This is a genomic window from Yersinia aleksiciae (assembly GCF_001047675.1).
GTDB classification, from domain to species: domain Bacteria; phylum Pseudomonadota; class Gammaproteobacteria; order Enterobacterales; family Enterobacteriaceae; genus Yersinia; species Yersinia aleksiciae.
On sequence record NZ_CP011975.1, the window covers coordinates 3,265,591 to 3,284,497 of the forward strand.

Consider the following 18,907-nt stretch of genomic DNA (forward strand, 5'->3'; position numbering starts at 1 on the left):
CGCCCAGTAAAATTTATCATAAACAAAATACCAAGAAATATTTCTATAGAAGAAGACGTTTCCTACACCTTCCGGTGTTGACATCCTATATCTCTCTCAACCCCCCTATGTTTTACTGAGCAAACAGAGGTGTGTCCTGGGTTATCTTTATAATTTTTAATGATATTTATTTCATTATAAACAGGTCTGAGTCAATGACTTATGGGGTGCTTAGGCACTAGCGGGTGTGACCAATATGATAAGCTGTATGATAGTCGATAACGATAAATATCAAACACTGGGTATGGTAGCTATCGTAAAAAAAACACTCACATCGTTAGGGTTTAAGAAAGAGATTAAATTCTATCGAAAATCATTCTATTCAGCAGATGTGATTTTTATTGGCGTCGATGAGTTCAGTTTTTTCGACGCACTAAAAAGTTTGGATAGATCGCCATCAGAATCGGATGTTTTTTTGATTTGCGATGCCAGATTAAATAGTTTCCTGCAGGGAATTCCACGATTCAGTAACGTAACGATGATCTTCAGAGAAGACTCGCTCGAAGCCGTAACCAATAAAATCGCGACGGTATTCAAACGTAAGCTTCGTGGGCTTAAAGAAAACTTAATCGAACGCAAAAGCGCTAATGTATTAAGTTTAGCGTCATCAGAGCGTCAGTATTTGACACCTAATGAAAATATTGTACTTAAGTTATTTAATGAAGGTTTCTCCGGTGGAGATATCGCCAGAATTCTGAAAAAGAGTGAGAAAACAGTTAGCGGGCAAAAACGCTCAGCGATGAAAAAACTGGGTGCCCGCACAGACGTCGAATTAATTAAAATGTTTATGTTCAAATAGTTAATATAAATAATGGACTAGATTTTTTTATTATTTTTACCGTCAACACCAGAGAATATCAAAGGGACGTTTTTATCATAGCGGGCAGGGATGCCAGCATCAAAATCCTGGGGCTACTCGGATGGCCCCAAAGTTATTTGGGGCCATTTATTGGTGCAGAGACCAAAGTATTTCAGTAGAAAATAGTCAACATCAAATACACTTCAACTTAGCAACCGTACTATCAATATCGACTTCATGTTCAGAGAATGTATAAGTTACATTTTGGAATGTGGTTATCGACAACATCTTCAATGGTACCGTTTTTTCTGCAATATCTTCTTCCTGCGGTCGGATCTTATTCATCAGTAAATTTACCGAGAGGACTGTATTGGCTTTGTCGACTTCAGCCTGTGCAGGAACTTCTTTAGTGAAAGTATTGAATGACTTAATGCTAGTGAGCTTGATTCTCTCGTTGGCGATAAAGATATATTTACTCTCGATAGCCACTTTCACCGCAAATGCGGATAACCCTTTGGTATTGGTTGTCGGCTCAAAAGTGACCTCCGCCCCTTTTTTGATCATCTCGGGATTAGCAACTTTAATAACGTGAAAATAACGGTTATCTCCGTTCTCATCGGTGATAAAACCAAAGCCTTTATCTTCAAAAAAAGTTGTTATTCTACCGTTCATCATGCATCTCATATTAGCGTATCCAATGGGTAAGTATAATACAGGGGAATAGCTTTCAGATACAGTCTGGCGGCTTAATGGAAGGTTTTTCGGCCCCAGTGAAGCTGGGCTGAAAAAGGAAAAAATGTGGATTTCTGTGCTAAAAATGAGATGAAAAAGGTGTGGTTTTCTCTTTTTATCTCTTTTTTGTGATCTCTGCTGTGGACAAGAATCGGTTCTATTGCTGTACTGTATCTGACACACATTTTGTGTCCAACATTCACGTAAAGGTAAGTTTGATGTCTAAGATTAAAGGTAGCGTTAAGTGGTTCAATGAGTCCAAAGGTTTCGGCTTCATTACCCCAGAAGATGGCAGCAAGGACGTTTTCGTTCATTTCTCAGCCATCGCTAGCAACGGTTTCAAAACTCTTGCTGAAGGCCAGCGTGTAGAATTTGAAATCACGAACGGTGCCAAAGGGCCATCTGCTGCTAATGTTATCGCTATCTAAGTAGCCCATATTTCTTAAAACCCGCCTCCATAGGCGGGTTTTTTATTTGTGGCACTGATATGTAGGCGAAGGAAGTGGTGTTAGCTAAAAGAGATACATTTTTAAAAAAACGACGGTGATAAACAGGCAAAAAATCACTGTCAGCCACTCAACCTGCGTCTTAGGTAATCCAAACATAGCGATATCCGGCACTTCAGCCACCACTATTGGTTAACTGTTCTCTACCCTATGATTATCGGGTCCGTAGATTAAGAAAACATTAAGACGAGTACAACTCGTGGCATTACTGCCCTGCGAAGTGATTGACCAGCAGGAAGGCCAGCATAGTCATAGCAAGTGAGCCGGCTAGATTAAGCAGGATCGTACCTGCGGCCCAAGCCAGTTTGCCATCCTGAATTAAGTAGACGACTTCGACAGAGAAGGTGGAAAACGTCGTTAAGCCGCCACAAAAACCGGTAGTAATCAGTAACTTCCACACGGGATCAATATGTGTGAGGCGGGTAAATAGCGCCAACGCCAGGCCGATAATAAAAGCCCCAATCAGGTTTACGACCAGTGTTCCCACCGGAATATTGGGCGATAGATTGTTGAGCTTCATGCTGACCAACCAGCGGGCTACGCTGCCCACACCGCCACCAATAAATACCGCAAGTAATGTATTAAACATGAACACCTTTCTTTATGAATACCTGCTGTGCAGGTATTTTGCCGTCTGCAACTGATTAGCTCGCTAATTCAATGCGATTACGGCCATTATCTTTTGCCAGATAGAGTGCAGAGTCGGCGGCTTTCAACCATTGCTGATAGTTAATCATGTCATGCCGATAATCGGCAATACCGGCGCTGACTTTAAGTTGCAGGGACGGCGCCTGCGCAAAAACGATATCGGCTAGCTTTTCCTGAATTCGTGTTAATACTTCCCGCGTTTGCTCGGCTGTTGTATTTGGCAAAATAGCGCCAAATTCATCGCCACCATAGCGGCCCACAATATCAATGGCCCGTAGCCCCAGTAATAACTCTTCGGCAAGGACGGTAATAGCATCATCACCGACTGCATGACCAAAAGTGTCATTAATAGATTTGAAGTTATCAATATCAAGTAAAATCAGTGTGGCACCGTGTTGATAACGTCGACAACTGTCAAATTGATTATGTAACTGATGTTCCCAATGTCTGCGGTTATAGAGCCCAGTCAATCCATCTCTGACGCTGATGCGTAATAGCTCTTCTTTATTTTCAGCCAGGCGTTTTGCGGTTCGATAAGTCACTAATCCGAGTAGGGAAGGGTAGACGATTATCATCGGTAGGCAGGCATAAACCTGAAGTGGCGAGGTTTCTGGTTGAAAGGGCAAATTAAAGATCCATGCGGTTAATAAGCTACAGGCAATTTGTAATGCTAGTCCTTTGCAAAACACGTTTTTGCCGCCTGAAGCAATATTGTTCATACTCATCATTGATAAAATAACAACGGATGGCAGCGCATTGAACGACATTATTGCTACCCAAACTCCACCCAGAGCTGAGTCAATTTTCATGTTGAGTATTTCTTGCTCAAATGGCTCTTCAGAACGTGAAGCGAGCAGATAGGCGATATGTGGCCAGACAAATCCATTGAGCGCGAGCATTATCCATAGCCACAGTGGCGCATTCTGAGTGTAGAGCACCGAGCTGACACATAACATGCCAATGCCTAAGCCAAATGCTCGGGGTAAATAAGTCCTTTTAGCAAAGCTTAATCCCGATCGACGGGTATTTATTCTACTTGAATAAGGCAATTGGCGGTTCCCTCATTTTTTTGCTTTGGGGGGATGTTAACGGCAATGTCTCATCCGGAATGAGTCAAAATGAGTGAGAATAGACTCTTGACTAAATCATAGTTCACTAACGAAATCTGTTACATATTACTGTTGTTTTAATCGGAAATTTATTCGTAAATAGTCCACGATTTAATGAACAGAACTCTCATCAAGAAGGTATATATGGAAGGTCTCAGCATTACCAAATTGTTGGTCGTTGGTATATTGATTGTGTTGTTGTTTGGGACGAGCAAATTACGCACGCTGGGTGCGGATTTGGGTGCAGCCTTAAAAGGTTTCAAAAAAGCCATGGGTAATGATGATGCGCCCGCAGCGGGTACCACTGCTGAGTCCAAAGCGGCAACTGAAACCAAAACAGCACCACCGATCGAGCACAAAGACTGATTGCTGCATCGGGCTTAGCCGGTATCCTGGCTAACACGAAAAAACGATCTTACATTAGCCAGATTGTTATCGCCAATAATAGTGTGCCTGATAACAAAAAACGGATCTCCAATGGAAATCCGTTTTTGACTGTCTGCTGTATAAGGTGTAATAAGTTATTTCAGTCATATTGGGCCTGAATGGATGTTCAGGCCCAATTTGTTTATTTTACTTCTAACCCTTTTGCTTGCAGGTCAGCGTGGTAAGAAGATCGAACAAACGGGCCACAGGCAGCATGAGTAAATCCCATCGCCATTGCTTCCGCTTTCATTTCGTCAAACTCAGCAGGACTGACATAACGTTGTACCGGCAAATGGTGACGGCTAGGCTGTAAGTATTGGCCTAGTGTTAACATGGTGACACCGTGACGGCGTAAATCACGCATCACTTCAACGATTTCAGCATTGGTTTCACCCAGACCGACCATCAAACCAGACTTGGTTGGAATATCAGGATGCGCTTCTTTAAAGCGTTCCAATAACTTGAGCGACCACTCGTAGTTAGCCCCGGGACGCACTTGGCGATAGACCCGTGGAACGTTTTCCAGATTATGGTTAAACACATCGGGTGGTGTCGCCGTCAAAATCTCTAATGCGCGATCCATACGGCCACGGAAATCAGGCACCAGCGTTTCAATCTTAATGGTTGGGTTCTTGGCACGAATAGCGGAGATACAATCAGCAAAATGCTGAGCACCACCATCACGCAGATCATCACGGTCAACCGAGGTGATCACGACATAGCGTAAGCCCATGTCTTGAATGGTCTGACCCAGTTTTTCCGGCTCATTGGCATCAGGTGCAACTGGACGGCCATGTGCCACGTCGCAGAATGGGCAACGGCGGGTGCAAATCGCGCCGAGGATCATAAAGGTCGCAGTACCGTGGTTGAAGCACTCAGACAGGTTAGGGCAGGAGGCTTCTTCGCAAACCGAGTGCAGACCATTCTTGCGCATTGCAGCCTTAATGCTCTGAATACGACTGGAGTCGGCAGGGAGTTTGATTTTCATCCATTCGGGTTTACGCAGCAGCTCCTGACGTTCGGTAACCACGGTTTTAATCGGGATTAACGCCATTTTATCTGCGTCACGGTATTTTACGCCGCGTTCCATCTGAATCGGTTTACTCATAATCGTGCAGGTTCCAGTTCTGAATCTCTCAATTTGAGATTTTTCATTAAATTCAACGTGATGCAGCGTTCGTTAAAAAATATTTGAAAATTGTTTAAAAATTATATCATCTTTACCCCACCGCATTCAGCTCCAATTTATTCTTCTTACTTGAAGTTGTTATGACGGCAGTTGGAGAACTTACAATGCGTCAGAGGATAGATAATCAGTCAATGACCAAGGGTGCAGCTCTGCGTCTGGGTAATCTAGCTGGCGGGTGAATTCACGCACTAATACTGGCTGGATATCAGCAACGGTGGTGCCCGCTTTTAACGCACTGACTTGAGTCATTTGCATGCCCGCATAGCCACAGGGATTAATGCGCTGGAAGGGTTCCAGATCCATGGCGATATTGAGTGCCAGACCATGAAACGAGCACCCCCTGCGGATACGTAGCCCCAGTGAACATATCTTCTGCTGACCCACGTAGACGCCGGGTGCATCAGCACGGGCTTGTGAATCAATGCCAAAAGAGGTCAGTGTCTGTATCACTGTATTCTCAATCGCAGTCACTAACTGCCGCACGCCCATTTTGGCGCGTTTAAGGTCAATCATGACATACATGACCTGCTGCCCAGGACCGTGGTAGGTCACTTGGCCGCCCCTGTCACTTTGGATAACCGGAATATCGCCGGGCATCAGAACATGTTCAGCTTTTCCTGCCTGACCCTGAGTAAAGACTTGCTGATGCTCAACCAGCCAAATTTCATCCGCCGTAGTATCAGTGCGAAACTCAGTGAAGTTATGCATAGCTTGGGATACGGGGGCGTAGGGTTGTAACCCCAGCTGACGTAAAATGATCTTGTGTTGTTGCAAGCGAGGCATCATCTGGTTACAGAAATGGTGGCGTCAGTATACCAGTCCCGTTGTGTGGGGCCACTATTTTGGCACTTAAAAAGTAGGAGCAGAGTGCTGACAAAGTTGATTGGCAGGGAAATATGCCGAATGGGTCGCCACGGTGTAAGCCGTCGGAGCGCACCATCGATGCAGTCGCCCCGCCAGTCACCGAGCTATAAATGAGGTTAGTCAGCAAGCTCGGATTGAGATTTAAAAAATAAGCTTAATGGCGAAGTATGAGGTTTGACGGCGCGCTAAGTGGGCGAGAGGGCAAAAATAAGACCCGGAGTGGGAATCACCAGTCCGGGTCATAATCTGAGTAGATTGGATATTTTGCCTGTCGCAAAACGTGCCGGTTACAGCACCATCCGCACCAGTTCTAGCTTGCCTAACTCTTCGTACAGTGTTTCCACCTGATCAATATGGGTGGCGGTGATGGTGATGGAAACGGAGTGATAGTTGCCTTTGCTGCTCGGTTTTACCTGCGGGGAATAGTCACCCGGAGCATGGCGCTGTACCACTTCAACCACCTGGTTAACCAATTGAGGTTCAGCAATGCCCATTACCTTGTAGGTAAAAGAACAAGGGAACTCAAGCAGTTCGTGCAGTTTAGTTTTCATGTGCGCTCCTGGGTTGTGTAGCCGAATGATAAAGTGCATCCGGCTATAAATTATAACTCCCGCCGGAGCGGGAGTTTTATATTATTTATAATGTGGGGGCAATTTTCTGGCTTTCAAGCACCAGCCGATTAGCCAAACCAGCGATGGAACATCAGCTTGATGTAATCCACCATGCGGCTAAAGATCCCGCCTTCTTTCACTTCGTTCATCACCACCAGTGGGCGTTGGTCGATAGTTTTGCCATCTAACTGGAAGTTAATCATCCCAACCACCTGATTTTTCGCCAATGGAGCATGAATTTCAGGTGTATTCAGTACATAGCTGGCTTTCAGGTCTTTCATGCGACCACGTGGGATTGTCAGGTAAACGTCTTTATCAACGCCCAACTGCACACGGTCACTGTCACCGAACCAGACTGGCTCTGAAGCAAACTCTTTACCGACTTTCAGGGGTGCCACAGTTTCAAAGAAACGGAAGCCCCATGTCAGCAGTTTTTTACTTTCAGTTTCGCGGCCTTTATAGGTGCGACCACCCAGCACTGCTGAGATCAAACGCATTTGCCCATCAGTGGCTGAAGCCACCAGATTATAGCCAGCAGAGGCAGTATGACCCGTTTTGATACCATCAACATTCAAGCTGGTATCCCACAATAAACCGTTGCGATTCATCTGGCGGATATTGTTGAAGGTGAACTCTTTCTCTTTGTAGATAGCATACTCATCTGGCACATCACGAATCAGTGCCTGACCAATCAGCGCCATATCGCGCGCCGAACTGAATTGACCATCAGCATCTAAACCGTGCACGGTTTTGAAATGGGTATTTTTCAGGCCCAGCGCGTTAACGTAGTTATTCATCAGGTTAACGAATGAGTCTTGGCTGCCAGCGACGTAATCGGCCATAGCAACACAAGCATCGTTACCCGATTGCAGGTTGATACCACGGGTCAGTTTAGATACCGGAACGCGGTCGCCAGGTTTCAGGAACATCAACGAGGAGCCTTGGAATTCCGGATTACCGGTTGCCCAGGCATCTTTGCCCACAGTAACCATGTCTTCCGGCCCGATTTTACCCGCTTTGATCGCCTGACCGATAACATAGCTGGTCATCATTTTGGTCAAACTGGCTGGGTTGCGGCGCGCATCAGCATTCATTTCTGCCAATACTTTGCCGGAGTTGTAATCAATCAGAATATAGGCTTCCGCGTCGATCTGTGGCACGCCGGGGATCATGGTTTTCAGATTGACGTCATCAGCGTTTGCAGCAGAGGCTGCGCTCATAACAATAACAGTGCCGAGCGCCAGGCTCTTGATAATGCGAGAAGTAGTTACATATTTCATGATCAGGACAACAACATCCGTGGGAGTAAGTTAAGAACGTGCCACACTATAACATACCCTGTTCAATTGGCGTTGTAGCTGTGTTAGCGGCCCTCACTCACCCGAATTATTGACTTGAGCCAGATTATCGGGATTCGCTCGTTTGCTGCCTTGCTTCAATGCTAATCAGTTTGGGATACACCAATGCGGCGTTTATGCTTTTAACCGTAACATCCTGTTTGTACAGTCGGTTACGGTTTTCTTTATGAGATCAGCCCTAAATTGCTACAAGTTATGTACATTTTAGGGTGCTGCAACCACAAATGACTGCTGCTGTGCTTCGCTCGACAGGCGTTGTTGTAGTTCAATGGCCTGTTGACGACTGCTAAACGGCCCAAGCTGGACACGATGTACACTGCCATTGGTTGCCACTTTACCCGGTACACCGAAACGTTGGCTCAAGCTTTGCTGCCAAGTTTGTGCTCGCTGAGCATCGCTCAATGCACCGACCTGTACCACATAGCCGCCTGATGTTGCTGTGGCAGTGGATGCTGCGGCGACTGATGACGTCACTGGGTCAGGGTTGGCAACAACCGGTGGACTGACGGACCCTGAACTCATCGCTGAGGGTGACGTCGTGGCGGCTTCTGAACCTTCCAGTACGCCAGCAGGTACCGGGGTTGATGCACGCAGGAAGCCGCTGCTTTGTGGCGCGACTGGCTGTGTGGCATCAGCGCCAGACAAACGACTATTATCGATAGGGCGCACCGGAGCACTGACTGCGGGGGCATCCTGCTGTATTGGTGTACCCATCCCGCTGGAGCCTAAGTCTGGGCGGCTTGGCAGAGCATAACTCTGCTTGGCGATAGTGGTTCCCACCATGCCGGGGCCAGAGAGCGAACCGTCTGGTGCGACATTGATGAAATCAATCTTCACCTTGGTGTTATTTGAGATATTCAGGCGGTCGGCGGCCGCTTTGGATAAGTCAATCACCCGCCCTGGGGTGTATGGGCCACGGTCATTCACTCGCACCACAATTTGGCGGCCATTGCTGACGTTGGTCACTCGGACATAACTTGGGATTGGCAATGTCGGGTGGGCGGCGGTTAAGGCATTGGGATCAAAGGTTTCGCCCGTGGCTGTGGTGTTGCCGTTGGCTTCTTCACCATACCAGGCAGCCAGGCCGATCTGAGTGAAGTTTTGTGGATCTTGGATGATGCTGTAGGACTGCCCATTAACCTTATAATCCTGATTAAAATTAGGATTGAAAGGCTCGTAGCGCGGTTCGGCGCCGCCGATCTCGACTACTGGGCCGTTATACGTCTGCTGCACTTGTTGTTGGGGTGCCGGAGGCTGACTGGTACATGCTGATAACAGTACGCCTGCGATGCCGATCCAAAGCCATTCCTTACGCATTGCTCACCTCTATAAATTCTTAGATAACATTTTTCGATGAGTATGTATCGACATCACGATACCAAACCCGGCCATCAGAACTATCAGCGCCGAGCCTCCGTAGCTGACCAAAGGCAAAGGTACGCCAACCACAGGTAAAATTCCACTGACCATGCCTATGTTAACAAACACATAAACAAATAGTATCAGCATTAATCCCCCGACCATAACACGGCCAAAGGTGGTTTGTGCATGGGCTGCAATCACCAGACCGCGCATGATCAGGCACAGATAAAGCGCCAAAAGAACCAGGAAGCCAATTAGACCCAACTCCTCCGCCAGCACGGCAAAGATAAAGTCGGTATGGCGCTCCGGTAGGAACTCCAGCTGTGACTGAGTGCCATGCAGCCAGCCTTTGCCCGATAACCCACCTGAACCAATCGCAATTTTAGATTGAATAATATGATAACCCGCGCCGAGCGGATCGCTCTCCGGGTCCAGCAGCATCATCACGCGGTCCCGCTGATAGCCATGCATCAGGAAGAACCACAAAATAGGAATAAACCCAGCGACCAAAACGGCAGCAATAGCGATTAAGCGCCAGCTCATGCCCGAAAGGAACAGGACAAACAGACCTGAGGCCGCAATCAGGATTGATGTGCCAAGGTCCGGTTGAGCGGCCACCAGTAAGGTCGGCATAAAGATTAAAATCAGCGCGATGCCGGTATTTTTCAGTGAAGGCGGGCAGACGTCACGGTTCATAAACCGTGCCACCATCAATGGTACCGCAATTTTAGCAATTTCAGAGGGTTGGAAGCGGATAAAGCCCAAATCCAACCAGCGCTGCGCCCCTTTACTGATTTGGCCAAAAGCATCAACCAAGACCAGTAATATCACGCAAACGAAATAGAGGTAGGGCGCCCAGCTTTCATAGACGCGTGGCGGTATCTGTGCCATCACCAACATGACAACCAGACCCATGGCAATTTGGCCAACCTTGCGCTCCATCATGCCAATATCCTGCCCGCTCGCACTCCACATCACGAAAGCGCTATAAGCCAGCAGCGCCAGGACGCAGAGCAGAAACGGCAGGTCAATGTGCATTTTGTACCACAAAGAGCCTTTTTGTTGATTATCAGTCATGAGTTACCTTAATCCACTTCAGCTAATCTGCTTCTACACCCGGAGGAAGAGGGGCCGCATCCGGTAATTCAGTATTGTTATCACCTAACAAAATGTGGTCGAGGATTTGGCGAGTAATGGTACCTACCGCAGGCCCTGCGCCACCATTTTCCAAAATCATGGCGACAGAGACTGTTGGGTTTTCGTAAGGGGCAAAGGCCACCATCAATTTGTGGTCACGTAAGTGCTCTGCGACTTTGTGCGCATTATAGGTTTCATAGCTGTAAACCTGTGCCGTCCCTGATTTTGCCGCAGCCTTATACGGCGCGCCTTCAAAGAACTTACGACCCGTCCCGTTAGGACGATTGGCAACACCATACATGCCATCTTTGGCGATTTCCCAATAGCCTGAATGAATATCACCAATTTGCGTGGTGTCTTCTTGTTTGTAGGGCACTAATACGCCATCAATACGAGTACTTTGCAACAGATGTGGTGTTTTAACCGCCCCATCATTAATCAGTGTCATCAACGCTTTTGCCATCTGAATAGGGGTGGCTGTCCAATAACCTTGGCCGATACCTACAGGGATGGTATCCCCTTGATACCAAGGTTTTTTATGGCGTTTTTGTTTCCATTCACGTGTCGGCATCAGACCGGCTCGCTCTTCGGATAAATCAATGCCGGTATATTCACCGTAACCGAACTTGGTCATCCATGCGGACAAACGGTCAATCCCCATGTCATAAGCCACCTGATAGAAGAAGGTATCCGCCGACTCCTCCAGAGCCTTGGTGACATTCAACCGACCATGGCCCCACTTTTTCCAGTCGCGGAAGCGTTTTTCCGAGCCAGGCAACTGCCACCAGCCGGGGTCAAACAGACTGGTATTTCTGGTGATCACACCGGCACTCAGTGCAGACACGGCGATATAAGGTTTTACCGTCGACGCCGGTGGGTAAACGCCTTGAGTGGCGCGGTTAATCAGCGGGCGGTTAGGATCGTTCAGTAGCCCCTGATAATCTTTGCTGGTGATGCCATCGACAAACAGATTCGGGTCATAACTTGGATTCGACACCAAGGCTAAGATACCGCCGGTACGTGGGTCAGTGACCACTACCGCAGCACGGCTACCGCTAAGTAATTGTTCAATATAGGTTTGTAGGTGCAAATCGAGTGTCAGATAGATATCTTTACCGGCTTGCGGCGGCTGCTCATGCAACTGACGAATTACCCGGCCACGGTTATTGACTTCAACCTCTTCATAACCGGTCTTGCCGTGCAAGACGGATTCATAATAACGCTCAATACCGAGCTTGCCGATATCGTGGGTTGCAGCATAGTTAGCAAGAATGCCCTCTTTATCCAACCGTTCGACATCTTTATCGTTAATCTTGGAAACATAACCGATAACGTGAGTTAGGGCAGAGCCATACGGATAGAAGCGGCGTTGATAGCCTTTGACTTCAATACCGGGGAAGCGGAATTGGTTTACGGCGAAGCGAGCGACCTGAACCTCGGTCAGCGGTGTTTTAACCGCAATAGAGGTAAAGCGACGTGAGCGCTTACGTTCTTTTTCAAAGTTGGCGATATCCTCATCCGTCAGATCCACTATCGGGCGTAGTGCATTGAGCGTGGCGGGGAGATCTTCGATTTTTTCCGGCATCAATTCTAACTGATAAATGGTCCGGTTCATCGCCAGTGGGGTGCCGTTGCGGTCAAATATCATGCCACGGCTAGGGGCAATAGGGACCAGCTTGATGCGGTTTTCATTGGAACGGGTGCGATAGTCTTCGAAACGCACTATCTGCAAATTGTACATGTTTGCGACCAATACCCCACTTAGTAGCAGGATACCGAGGAAAGCCACCAAGGCGCGGCGGACAAATAAGGCTGACTCAGCCGAATAGTCGCGAAAAGAGTTGGGTTCTTTTTTCATCCCGCAGCTACTTCATTTGGTCCAAAACCAGCACTTTATTTAAGGCCATCATTTTACTCAGGTTCATCGCCCGCTTATTCCCGGTGATAAGGGTGATTGGTCGTAATACTCCAGGCGCGGTAGAGACTCTCGGCCACTAAAACACGCACTAAAGGATGGGGTAGCGTTAGCGGAGAGAGCGACCAGCTCTGCTCTGCGGCAGCTTTACAGGCCGGGGCTAACCCCTCAGGCCCGCCAATCAACAGACTGACATCACGGCCATCCTGCTTCCAGCGTTCTAATTGCTGCGCTAATTGCGGGGTCTCCCAGGGAGTGCCTGGGATATCCAGCGTGACAATGCGGTTGTTCTTGCCAACCGCCGCCAGCATTAGCTCGCCCTCTTTTTCCAAAATGCGTTTGATATCCGCATTCTTGCCCCGCTTACCTGCCGGTATCTCTACCAGCTCGAAGGGCATATCTTTGGGAAAGCGGCGCAGGTAATCGATAAAACCTGTCTGCACCCAGTCTGGCATTTTAGTGCCGACGGCTACCAGTTGCAGTTTCACCGCTTAGCTCCAGAGTTTTTCCAGTTCGTACAGACGGCGACTCTCTTCTTGCATCACGTGGACAATCACTTCGCCCAGATCAACTACAACCCAGTCAGAGACACCCTGACCTTCAACACCCAGTGGGATCATGCCTGCAACACGGGATTCCTGTACCAGATTGTCTGCCAGTGCCATAACATGGCGGGTAGACGTACCGGTGCAGATGATCATGCAATCAGTGATACTGGACTTACCTTGGACATCTATAGTGATAATGTCTTGGCCTTTCAAATCATCGAGCTTGTCGATAACAAATTCTTGGAGCGCTTTACCTTGCAAAGGTTCCCCTTAATTTTTTCTAATTTAATCAGTTGGTTACACTGTGCAGGTCGAAATTATTCGAAATTCGTTCACTACACTTCTATCTCGATCCATTCACTTCCACGAACATCACGATATTTATCGGTTGTTTGTGCGGATTTATGCCCGAGGATTTTTTGAGAGAAAGCCTCTCCCTTTTCCTTTTCGTAGAGCCTAGAAGCCAAGCTTCTTATCTCATGAAACGGAGGTGGATTGACGCCTTCCCAAGTAATGTTTGCTAAATCTCTCGCTCTGGCAAATCGCTTAGTTAGCGTTTTATCTGCAAATGCCTCGCCCTTTTCAGATGAAATTATCGTCTCACCTTTGATTGGCCGATTTTCGCAGCGCGAGATGATATCACGCAAAGACAGCGAAAGGGTATCTAGCTTAACATCAAATGGAATGACGATCCTCATCCCTGTCTTTTCTTGCTCAACAAACAATTTATCATCCTTGATATCTGTCCACTTCATTTTGCGCACATCGCCGACCCGCTGCCCTGTTATTATTGCTAGGTCCATACTATCGACAACCCAACTCGGCATGTCTCCTGCCGCCGCTCTGATGGCTAGGAAATTATCGAGTGATAACCTAGCTCGTCTCACTTCTATTTTTGGGTTTTTGGTTGCGTCTACAGGGTTAATATCAATAACTCCCTCCGATATTGCTTCCCTGAAAAAATCAGTAAGAAATGACCGCATCAATTTAGCAGAAGCGGCCTTTCCATTATTCGTGTAATCGTTAAGAAGTGTTGCGACATCTTTAGTGCTAATGCTCTCGATCGGCCTTGTGGAGAATAAATCGTCGATGACATCCAATCTGCTGTGATAGCCAAGGAGTGTTTTGCTTTTTAATCCTCTTTTGCTTAGCGTGGTTGTGTACGTTTTAACCCAATCTGATACGGTGACAACAGCAACGCTATTGATGCGATCAACAAGCCTTGCCGATGTACCTGAATCCATTAGCTGCATGTTAGCCTCGACGGCCTGATTTATTGCTGAGCGCTTATCTCGCCCAAGGCCGAATTCTTTACCCGTCCTTGGGTCTTTATAGCTGTAATAACCACCGTTGCGAACGTATAAATTCGGTGGCAAATCACGCAGTGCGGCGGATCGCCTTCTTGCTGCCATTTCTAATCCTTGATATTAAGTTGTTTGTGGGTATTGGATTGGTTCTATCTGCGGGGTTTCTATATATTGCGGTTGATTCAACTTCGTACTCTTTTCCTACTCGTTCCGGTGGAGGGTATATTTTTCCCGCTTCCACCCATCTATATATTTGCTTCATTGATCTCGGCCTGTCTCGTTGTTCATTCCATTCTTTCAGGCTAATTTTCATAACTGGCCTCTTATCTCTTTATCAATCTGACGGACGTAATAACTCAACCAGCGCTTTGCTGGGAAAGTTGTCGGCGGTAGGCCGGTGATTTTTTTTGCGTGGCGGTCGAGGATTTCGGTGAAGTGCTTATCGTGTTCTTGAATTGGGTATTTCTCTTTAACCTCTCTTATTTCAGTAAGCGCATCCTTGGCGACAGACCTGATAGCATTCTCTATTGTGGCTTCCATTTCGGCATTGCCTCATCAATCGGAACCAGTCGCCGCTCCGCCAAGACATCCACGCACTCATCAAAGTCAGATGTGTACGCATCGAGTAGCTGCTCGCGGTCCTGATACTTCCGCATCCCATCCCACCAGAGTTTTTGCCCGGTTCCGCGAACCACGCCAAGCCGCTTAGCCCAATGCGGCGCTCCGATGAAATCACTGACGGAGCCAGACAACATCATCCATTGCATCATTGGTAAACTCCCTTCATAGCATCACCTATCACATAGATAATCATGCACATAGAGAAGAGGGTGAGGATTATCGCTACCAATATTTCCGTTGATAATTTGAGTCGTTTCATGCTGCTTTACTCTCGGTTAATATTTCCTGCCCGATCGCCTTCAGCTCATCGCGTTTAACTGTTGTGAACATGCAGCGAGGTTTGATGAATGGCCGCCAGATGAATAACAGCGAACCTTTGTTGTTACCGTTGATTGGCTTGCCAGTGTCAGAACGCAGAAACGATATACGGCCATCAGTAATGAATCGCACCTCATCGACTGATTGCAGTGCTTGGCTAAACCAACCGACAGATGAGTCAGCGGGGACAAGCATCACCACGGTTTGGAGTTGCTGCTTACATTGCTCAGCGGCCTTGGTTACCCATGGTGAAATATCGGAGTAGGGTGGATTGCACCAGATGGCCCCGTAACTTTCCCATGCACTAATAAGTGCATCGCCTTGCTCTGTTAGATATCTGGCGCACAGAGCGCTCTTATGGCTGGCTGCCGCATCTAGGTAAAAGCCAAACTCAATATCCAGAGCGGTGAATATGTCGGTAGGTGTCATCCATAAATCTTTCAGGTTGTCCGGTGTGTGGCTGCCGCCAAAATCACTCATGCCGCCTCCTTTACTGCTTTAAGATGCGGAGCGTTAGCCTGGTAAACCGCTTCAGCGAAACCTCGGGGCGTGGCGCTTCGAATGTTCTTCACTCGATCTGACTTTCCACCCAATTTAAGGTGCTGAGTTGAATAACCCTCAGGAACAGGAACTGGCAACTTATCTGGCATAACAAACCCTCCACCGGTCCATAGGCATGTTTTCTTGGGATAGGCATCACGCGGGGCAATGTAATCGGGATAGGTTGGATGAACGTCATCAACTGGTAGATAACCACCGTAGTCGCTCGGATTAAAGATGAAATCTGGCTTCCCGAATATCCCACTGAAAACACTTACTGGATTTTCGAAGAACCATGGTGCGCCGGTAATTTCACCAACCATCCTGCATTGCTCGGCAATAAGTGCGGCCTTAGCCTGAAAATGAGTATCCGCATTGCGTTTCTTTTCGAAGTGAGCAGCACCACTTACAGCTACGTCCGTACATGGTGGAAATCCTGCAACAAACACGATTTTTTCATTCCGGATAACATCACCCAGAGCGGCAGCAGCCGTCAGGACTGTGTCTGGCCACTTTCGTATTCCCGCCTGGTTACTTTTCTCTATGTGTTGAGGGTCAATTAAAATTGCATCATAGCCAGCCGCCACCCATGGCCCTGCCATTATCCCTGTTAGGTCGCACAGGCAAATAATCGTTCCTCTACTCATGCCGCCATCCCCTTGCGCCGCTCATCGATTTCAAAATCATCACGGCACCCAGAATCACAGAACAGACCGCGAGCAATCGGCTGGCGACATTCTGAGAAGTGGCAGCGGCCCGTAAACGTCATTGTCGGCTTGCGGTTCGCGATACCAATATCAATGTTTAGTTGCTCAAGTTTTTGAGCTTGGTCGATTTCGTCGCACATTACGCCACCTCATTTGTTTGTTGGTTCAGCAATCCAAACTTGACGATTTCCAGCACGCCAAGCACCTCACTGAGACCTATTTCACCGTCATACTCGCGAATAAGGTCATTGATTCGGCCCGTTAATTCAGCGGGCAGCGGGAATTTGCGCTCAACGGGGAGCATTGAAATAGCCATGGGGATACTCCAGATAGTGAAATCCGTTTCTGTCGTTCCGTGGTGGGGTTAAAGCGAGTTAGCGATACACTTCGCTGCACATGAGAACAGCGCTAGGCCTGCGCTCTTTAATCAGCGTTGAAATGGTCAAACATTCGGATTGAGTAGGGTAGATATCTTCTGTGGCTGGTATGGCGTTGCAACTATCGTTAAAGCATGAAGTAATGAGAAGAACAAAGCCGATTAGCATTAGTCCTCCGCTGGCTTGGCTTCTGTGAATAACAGGGTGCCGTCTTGAAAGTTATCCCAATCAGCCTGGTCATGTAGGCAAACCACTCGGGCCGTTCGTGTGCCGTCAGAATCATAATCACCCAGCACTATCTGACCTATCGGCGGCAACGCTTTCAACTCTGCAAGTTGCTCACGCAGTGAACGCAGTTCAATGAGAAGCATAAGTAACTCGGTGTTGTCGGCATCACCATCTGCGAATGCTTCGAGTACCTCAATCTGGTCTGCAAGACCACCGTCAGGCTGGCGGGTAAATTCCAATTCTTCACTCAGCATCTGCATTCCCCTCTACTAACGTGAATGTTTTGCAGCCACAATTAGGGCAGCAATTATCCGTCCAACCGCTTTTATTCCGCTTTCCTACCAGCTCATCTTTAGCGTGAGTCTTCCGACAGCGGCGACATTTTAATTTCTGCATCACTCATCATCCCAGTTATCAATAGGGCAATGGCGTCCTGTAGCCATTGGCTCGTTGTCTCTCAGTTGCGGGCAGTCTTTGTGGTGACACTCGCCATCACGGGCAGCGGCGCAACGTTCGAGCGGCTTCTCAAACTGAGGTCGCATTACCACACCGGCTAGGTGATATGTTTCAGTAGTTCGATACATTTCAACGATGCGTAATAATGAATTGAAATTCATAAACGGTACAATTTGATGGCCCTTGCAGTTCAAGGGGTCAAACGACATACGGATGCTGCCCGTAACAAACTGAACTCTATCTGCTAGTTCATCGAATGATATTGGTTTGGGCTTAGCGTTTGCCGCTGATAACTCGGCTTCTGCTTTCTCGGCGCGGCGCGAAATATTCAGACTTGCTGTAATTAAGAGGTCTTTTTGTGCGAATAACTCCTGTTTTGCCTGCTCGTTCTGCTGAAAAGCCAGCCGGAATTCATCACGCTCTTTCTGTGCCGCTTCCAGTTGGGCTAGCAGCCCAGTAATTTGCTCCTGGGCCAACAATAAATTACGCCCAGTTTCTTGAAATGCTTCTACTGCTGCTTGGTGCTCTTGATGCCAGTACATAGCCGTCAGTGCTAGCCGTTCTTTCTCACCAATTAGCGGAGCGGAACCACGGGAGATTTCTTTGATTCGTGACTGACCGATAAATTCTTCGATGTTATTCATCAGCTGTTACCCCTCAGGCTGGCGGCGAATAAGGCTATCTCTTCTGGTGTAACATCAATACCAAAGCCGTTATTAGCTTTGAGAGACCATTCGGATAACTCTTCAACACCCAGCGCCTTTATCTCGTTAAGCGCCTGAGTGGTGGCTGGTTTATCGCTATGGGATAACTCCGGCAGAACTTCATCCCATGTGGCAACGTCACTGTTACGGTGCCAGCCTGTAACGCCATCGCTTTCGCGGACTAAATCTTTAACTGCTGCGATGATGAAATCCTGAATGCAATTTTCAGCCTTCAGCGCCGCACTCTCACTAACCAACTGTTGAACCTTGGCAATAGTGTCACCTGCTACCGCGCCGGTAATACCCAATGCCTCAGCAATCAGTGAGCAAGTATTGAGTGCAGAATCGCGCTCAGCTTTTAACGTTTCATAATCAGTATTTTCAGACATAACTGTTTCCTCAGCAG

The 18,907-nt window shown here is 47.6% G+C and carries 26 protein-coding genes; 3 read left to right on the forward strand and 23 right to left on the reverse strand.

Annotation, left to right across the window (positions count from 1 at the left end):
• Nucleotides 1-247: 247 nt before the first annotated feature.
• Nucleotides 248-838 (forward strand): helix-turn-helix transcriptional regulator, encoded by a 591-nt coding sequence (locus ACZ76_RS14555; protein WP_048619566.1) that lies wholly within the window; start codon nt 248-250, stop codon nt 836-838.
• Between the two features lie 192 nt (nt 839-1,030).
• Here ACZ76_RS14555 and ACZ76_RS14560 read toward each other — a convergent pair whose 3' ends face one another.
• A complete protein-coding gene (locus ACZ76_RS14560) occupies nt 1,031-1,510 on the reverse strand; it encodes a cold-shock protein (RefSeq protein ID WP_005278086.1) in 480 nt (159 codons plus the stop codon).
• Between the two features lie 278 nt (nt 1,511-1,788).
• Between ACZ76_RS14560 and cspE the strand changes: the two genes are divergently transcribed.
• A complete protein-coding gene (cspE, locus tag ACZ76_RS14565) occupies nt 1,789-1,998 on the forward strand; it encodes a transcription antiterminator/RNA stability regulator CspE (RefSeq protein ID WP_002210315.1) in 210 nt (69 codons plus the stop codon).
• Nucleotides 1,999-2,281: 283 nt separating this feature from the next.
• Here the strand turns inward: cspE and crcB are convergent, their stop codons facing one another.
• Complete coding sequence (gene crcB, locus ACZ76_RS14570; protein ID WP_048619568.1) at nt 2,282-2,665, reverse strand: fluoride efflux transporter CrcB; 384 nt, start codon at nt 2,663-2,665, stop codon at nt 2,282-2,284.
• A gap of 55 nt (nt 2,666-2,720) precedes the next feature.
• Nucleotides 2,721-3,680, reverse strand: coding sequence for a diguanylate cyclase (locus tag ACZ76_RS14575; RefSeq protein WP_412179158.1), 960 nt, complete (start codon nt 3,678-3,680; stop codon nt 2,721-2,723).
• A gap of 297 nt (nt 3,681-3,977) precedes the next feature.
• Between ACZ76_RS14575 and tatA the strand changes: the two genes are divergently transcribed.
• A complete protein-coding gene (tatA, locus tag ACZ76_RS14580; RefSeq protein WP_048619569.1) occupies nt 3,978-4,199 on the forward strand; it encodes a Sec-independent protein translocase subunit TatA in 222 nt (73 codons plus the stop codon).
• A 202-nt stretch (nt 4,200-4,401) separates the two neighbouring features.
• Here the strand turns inward: tatA and lipA are convergent, their stop codons facing one another.
• The 20 genes from lipA to ACZ76_RS14670 form a co-directional block, all read right to left on the reverse strand.
• The gene (lipA, locus tag ACZ76_RS14585) at nt 4,402-5,367 is read right to left on the reverse strand and encodes a lipoyl synthase (RefSeq protein ID WP_048619570.1); all 966 of its coding nucleotides are present in this window, start codon (nt 5,365-5,367) and stop codon (nt 4,402-4,404) included.
• Nucleotides 5,368-5,547: 180 nt separating this feature from the next.
• Nucleotides 5,548-6,234, reverse strand: coding sequence for a lipoyl(octanoyl) transferase LipB (gene lipB / locus ACZ76_RS14590; protein WP_048619571.1), 687 nt, complete (start codon nt 6,232-6,234; stop codon nt 5,548-5,550).
• Between the two features lie 365 nt (nt 6,235-6,599).
• A complete protein-coding gene (gene ybeD / locus ACZ76_RS14595) occupies nt 6,600-6,863 on the reverse strand; it encodes a DUF493 family protein YbeD (protein WP_048619572.1) in 264 nt (87 codons plus the stop codon).
• A gap of 128 nt (nt 6,864-6,991) precedes the next feature.
• On the reverse strand, nt 6,992-8,203 hold the full coding sequence (gene dacA, locus ACZ76_RS14600) for a D-alanyl-D-alanine carboxypeptidase DacA (protein WP_048619574.1): 1,212 nt from the start codon (nt 8,201-8,203) through the stop codon (nt 6,992-6,994).
• Between the two features lie 282 nt (nt 8,204-8,485).
• On the reverse strand, nt 8,486-9,598 hold the full coding sequence (rlpA, locus tag ACZ76_RS14605; RefSeq protein ID WP_048619575.1) for an endolytic peptidoglycan transglycosylase RlpA: 1,113 nt from the start codon (nt 9,596-9,598) through the stop codon (nt 8,486-8,488).
• Between the two features lie 9 nt (nt 9,599-9,607).
• Nucleotides 9,608-10,720: a peptidoglycan glycosyltransferase MrdB gene (gene mrdB / locus ACZ76_RS14610; RefSeq protein ID WP_048619576.1), complete on the reverse strand. Its 1,113-nt coding sequence runs from the start codon at nt 10,718-10,720 to the stop codon at nt 9,608-9,610.
• 22 nt (nt 10,721-10,742) lie between these two features.
• Nucleotides 10,743-12,638: a peptidoglycan DD-transpeptidase MrdA gene (gene mrdA, locus ACZ76_RS14615; protein WP_048619577.1), complete on the reverse strand. Its 1,896-nt coding sequence runs from the start codon at nt 12,636-12,638 to the stop codon at nt 10,743-10,745.
• A gap of 74 nt (nt 12,639-12,712) precedes the next feature.
• Nucleotides 12,713-13,183 carry a 23S rRNA (pseudouridine(1915)-N(3))-methyltransferase RlmH gene (gene rlmH / locus ACZ76_RS14620; protein ID WP_004390602.1) on the reverse strand — a complete coding sequence of 157 codons (471 nt, stop codon included), beginning with the start codon at nt 13,181-13,183 and terminating at the stop codon, nt 12,713-12,715.
• A gap of 3 nt (nt 13,184-13,186) precedes the next feature.
• Nucleotides 13,187-13,504 (reverse strand): ribosome silencing factor, encoded by a 318-nt coding sequence (gene rsfS / locus ACZ76_RS14625; RefSeq protein WP_048619578.1) that lies wholly within the window; start codon nt 13,502-13,504, stop codon nt 13,187-13,189.
• A 74-nt stretch (nt 13,505-13,578) separates the two neighbouring features.
• Nucleotides 13,579-14,655 (reverse strand): tyrosine-type recombinase/integrase, encoded by a 1,077-nt coding sequence (locus ACZ76_RS14630; protein WP_048619579.1) that lies wholly within the window; start codon nt 14,653-14,655, stop codon nt 13,579-13,581.
• Entirely contained in the window at nt 14,621-14,863 is a 243-nt protein-coding gene (locus ACZ76_RS19780; protein WP_071840509.1) for an excisionase, read from the reverse strand. Before ACZ76_RS19780 ends, ACZ76_RS14630 begins: the two co-directional genes overlap by 35 nt.
• Nucleotides 14,860-15,090, reverse strand: a complete 231-nt coding sequence (locus tag ACZ76_RS14635; RefSeq protein WP_048619580.1) for a hypothetical protein — start codon at nt 15,088-15,090, stop codon at nt 14,860-14,862. The genes ACZ76_RS19780 and ACZ76_RS14635 overlap by 4 nt, the downstream gene beginning before the upstream one ends.
• Entirely contained in the window at nt 15,075-15,317 is a 243-nt protein-coding gene (locus ACZ76_RS14640) for a hypothetical protein (protein ID WP_144413919.1), read from the reverse strand. Before ACZ76_RS14640 ends, ACZ76_RS14635 begins: the two co-directional genes overlap by 16 nt.
• A gap of 109 nt (nt 15,318-15,426) precedes the next feature.
• Entirely contained in the window at nt 15,427-15,969 is a 543-nt protein-coding gene (locus ACZ76_RS14645; protein WP_048619583.1) for a phage N-6-adenine-methyltransferase, read from the reverse strand.
• Nucleotides 15,966-16,676, reverse strand: a complete 711-nt coding sequence (locus ACZ76_RS14650) for a hypothetical protein (RefSeq protein ID WP_048619584.1) — start codon at nt 16,674-16,676, stop codon at nt 15,966-15,968. The genes ACZ76_RS14645 and ACZ76_RS14650 overlap by 4 nt, the downstream gene beginning before the upstream one ends.
• Nucleotides 16,673-16,876 (reverse strand): hypothetical protein, encoded by a 204-nt coding sequence (locus ACZ76_RS14655; RefSeq protein ID WP_048619585.1) that lies wholly within the window; start codon nt 16,874-16,876, stop codon nt 16,673-16,675. The genes ACZ76_RS14650 and ACZ76_RS14655 overlap by 4 nt, the downstream gene beginning before the upstream one ends.
• Nucleotides 16,876-17,052, reverse strand: a complete 177-nt coding sequence (locus tag ACZ76_RS19420; protein WP_164971240.1) for a hypothetical protein — start codon at nt 17,050-17,052, stop codon at nt 16,876-16,878. The genes ACZ76_RS14655 and ACZ76_RS19420 overlap by 1 nt, the downstream gene beginning before the upstream one ends.
• 228 nt (nt 17,053-17,280) lie before the next feature.
• Nucleotides 17,281-17,595, reverse strand: coding sequence for a hypothetical protein (locus tag ACZ76_RS14660; protein ID WP_048619587.1), 315 nt, complete (start codon nt 17,593-17,595; stop codon nt 17,281-17,283).
• Between the two features lie 141 nt (nt 17,596-17,736).
• Complete coding sequence (locus ACZ76_RS14665) at nt 17,737-18,441, reverse strand: hypothetical protein (RefSeq protein ID WP_048619589.1); 705 nt, start codon at nt 18,439-18,441, stop codon at nt 17,737-17,739.
• Entirely contained in the window at nt 18,441-18,890 is a 450-nt protein-coding gene (locus tag ACZ76_RS14670; protein WP_048619590.1) for a hypothetical protein, read from the reverse strand. Before ACZ76_RS14670 ends, ACZ76_RS14665 begins: the two co-directional genes overlap by 1 nt.
• Nucleotides 18,891-18,907: the final 17 nt, after the last annotated feature.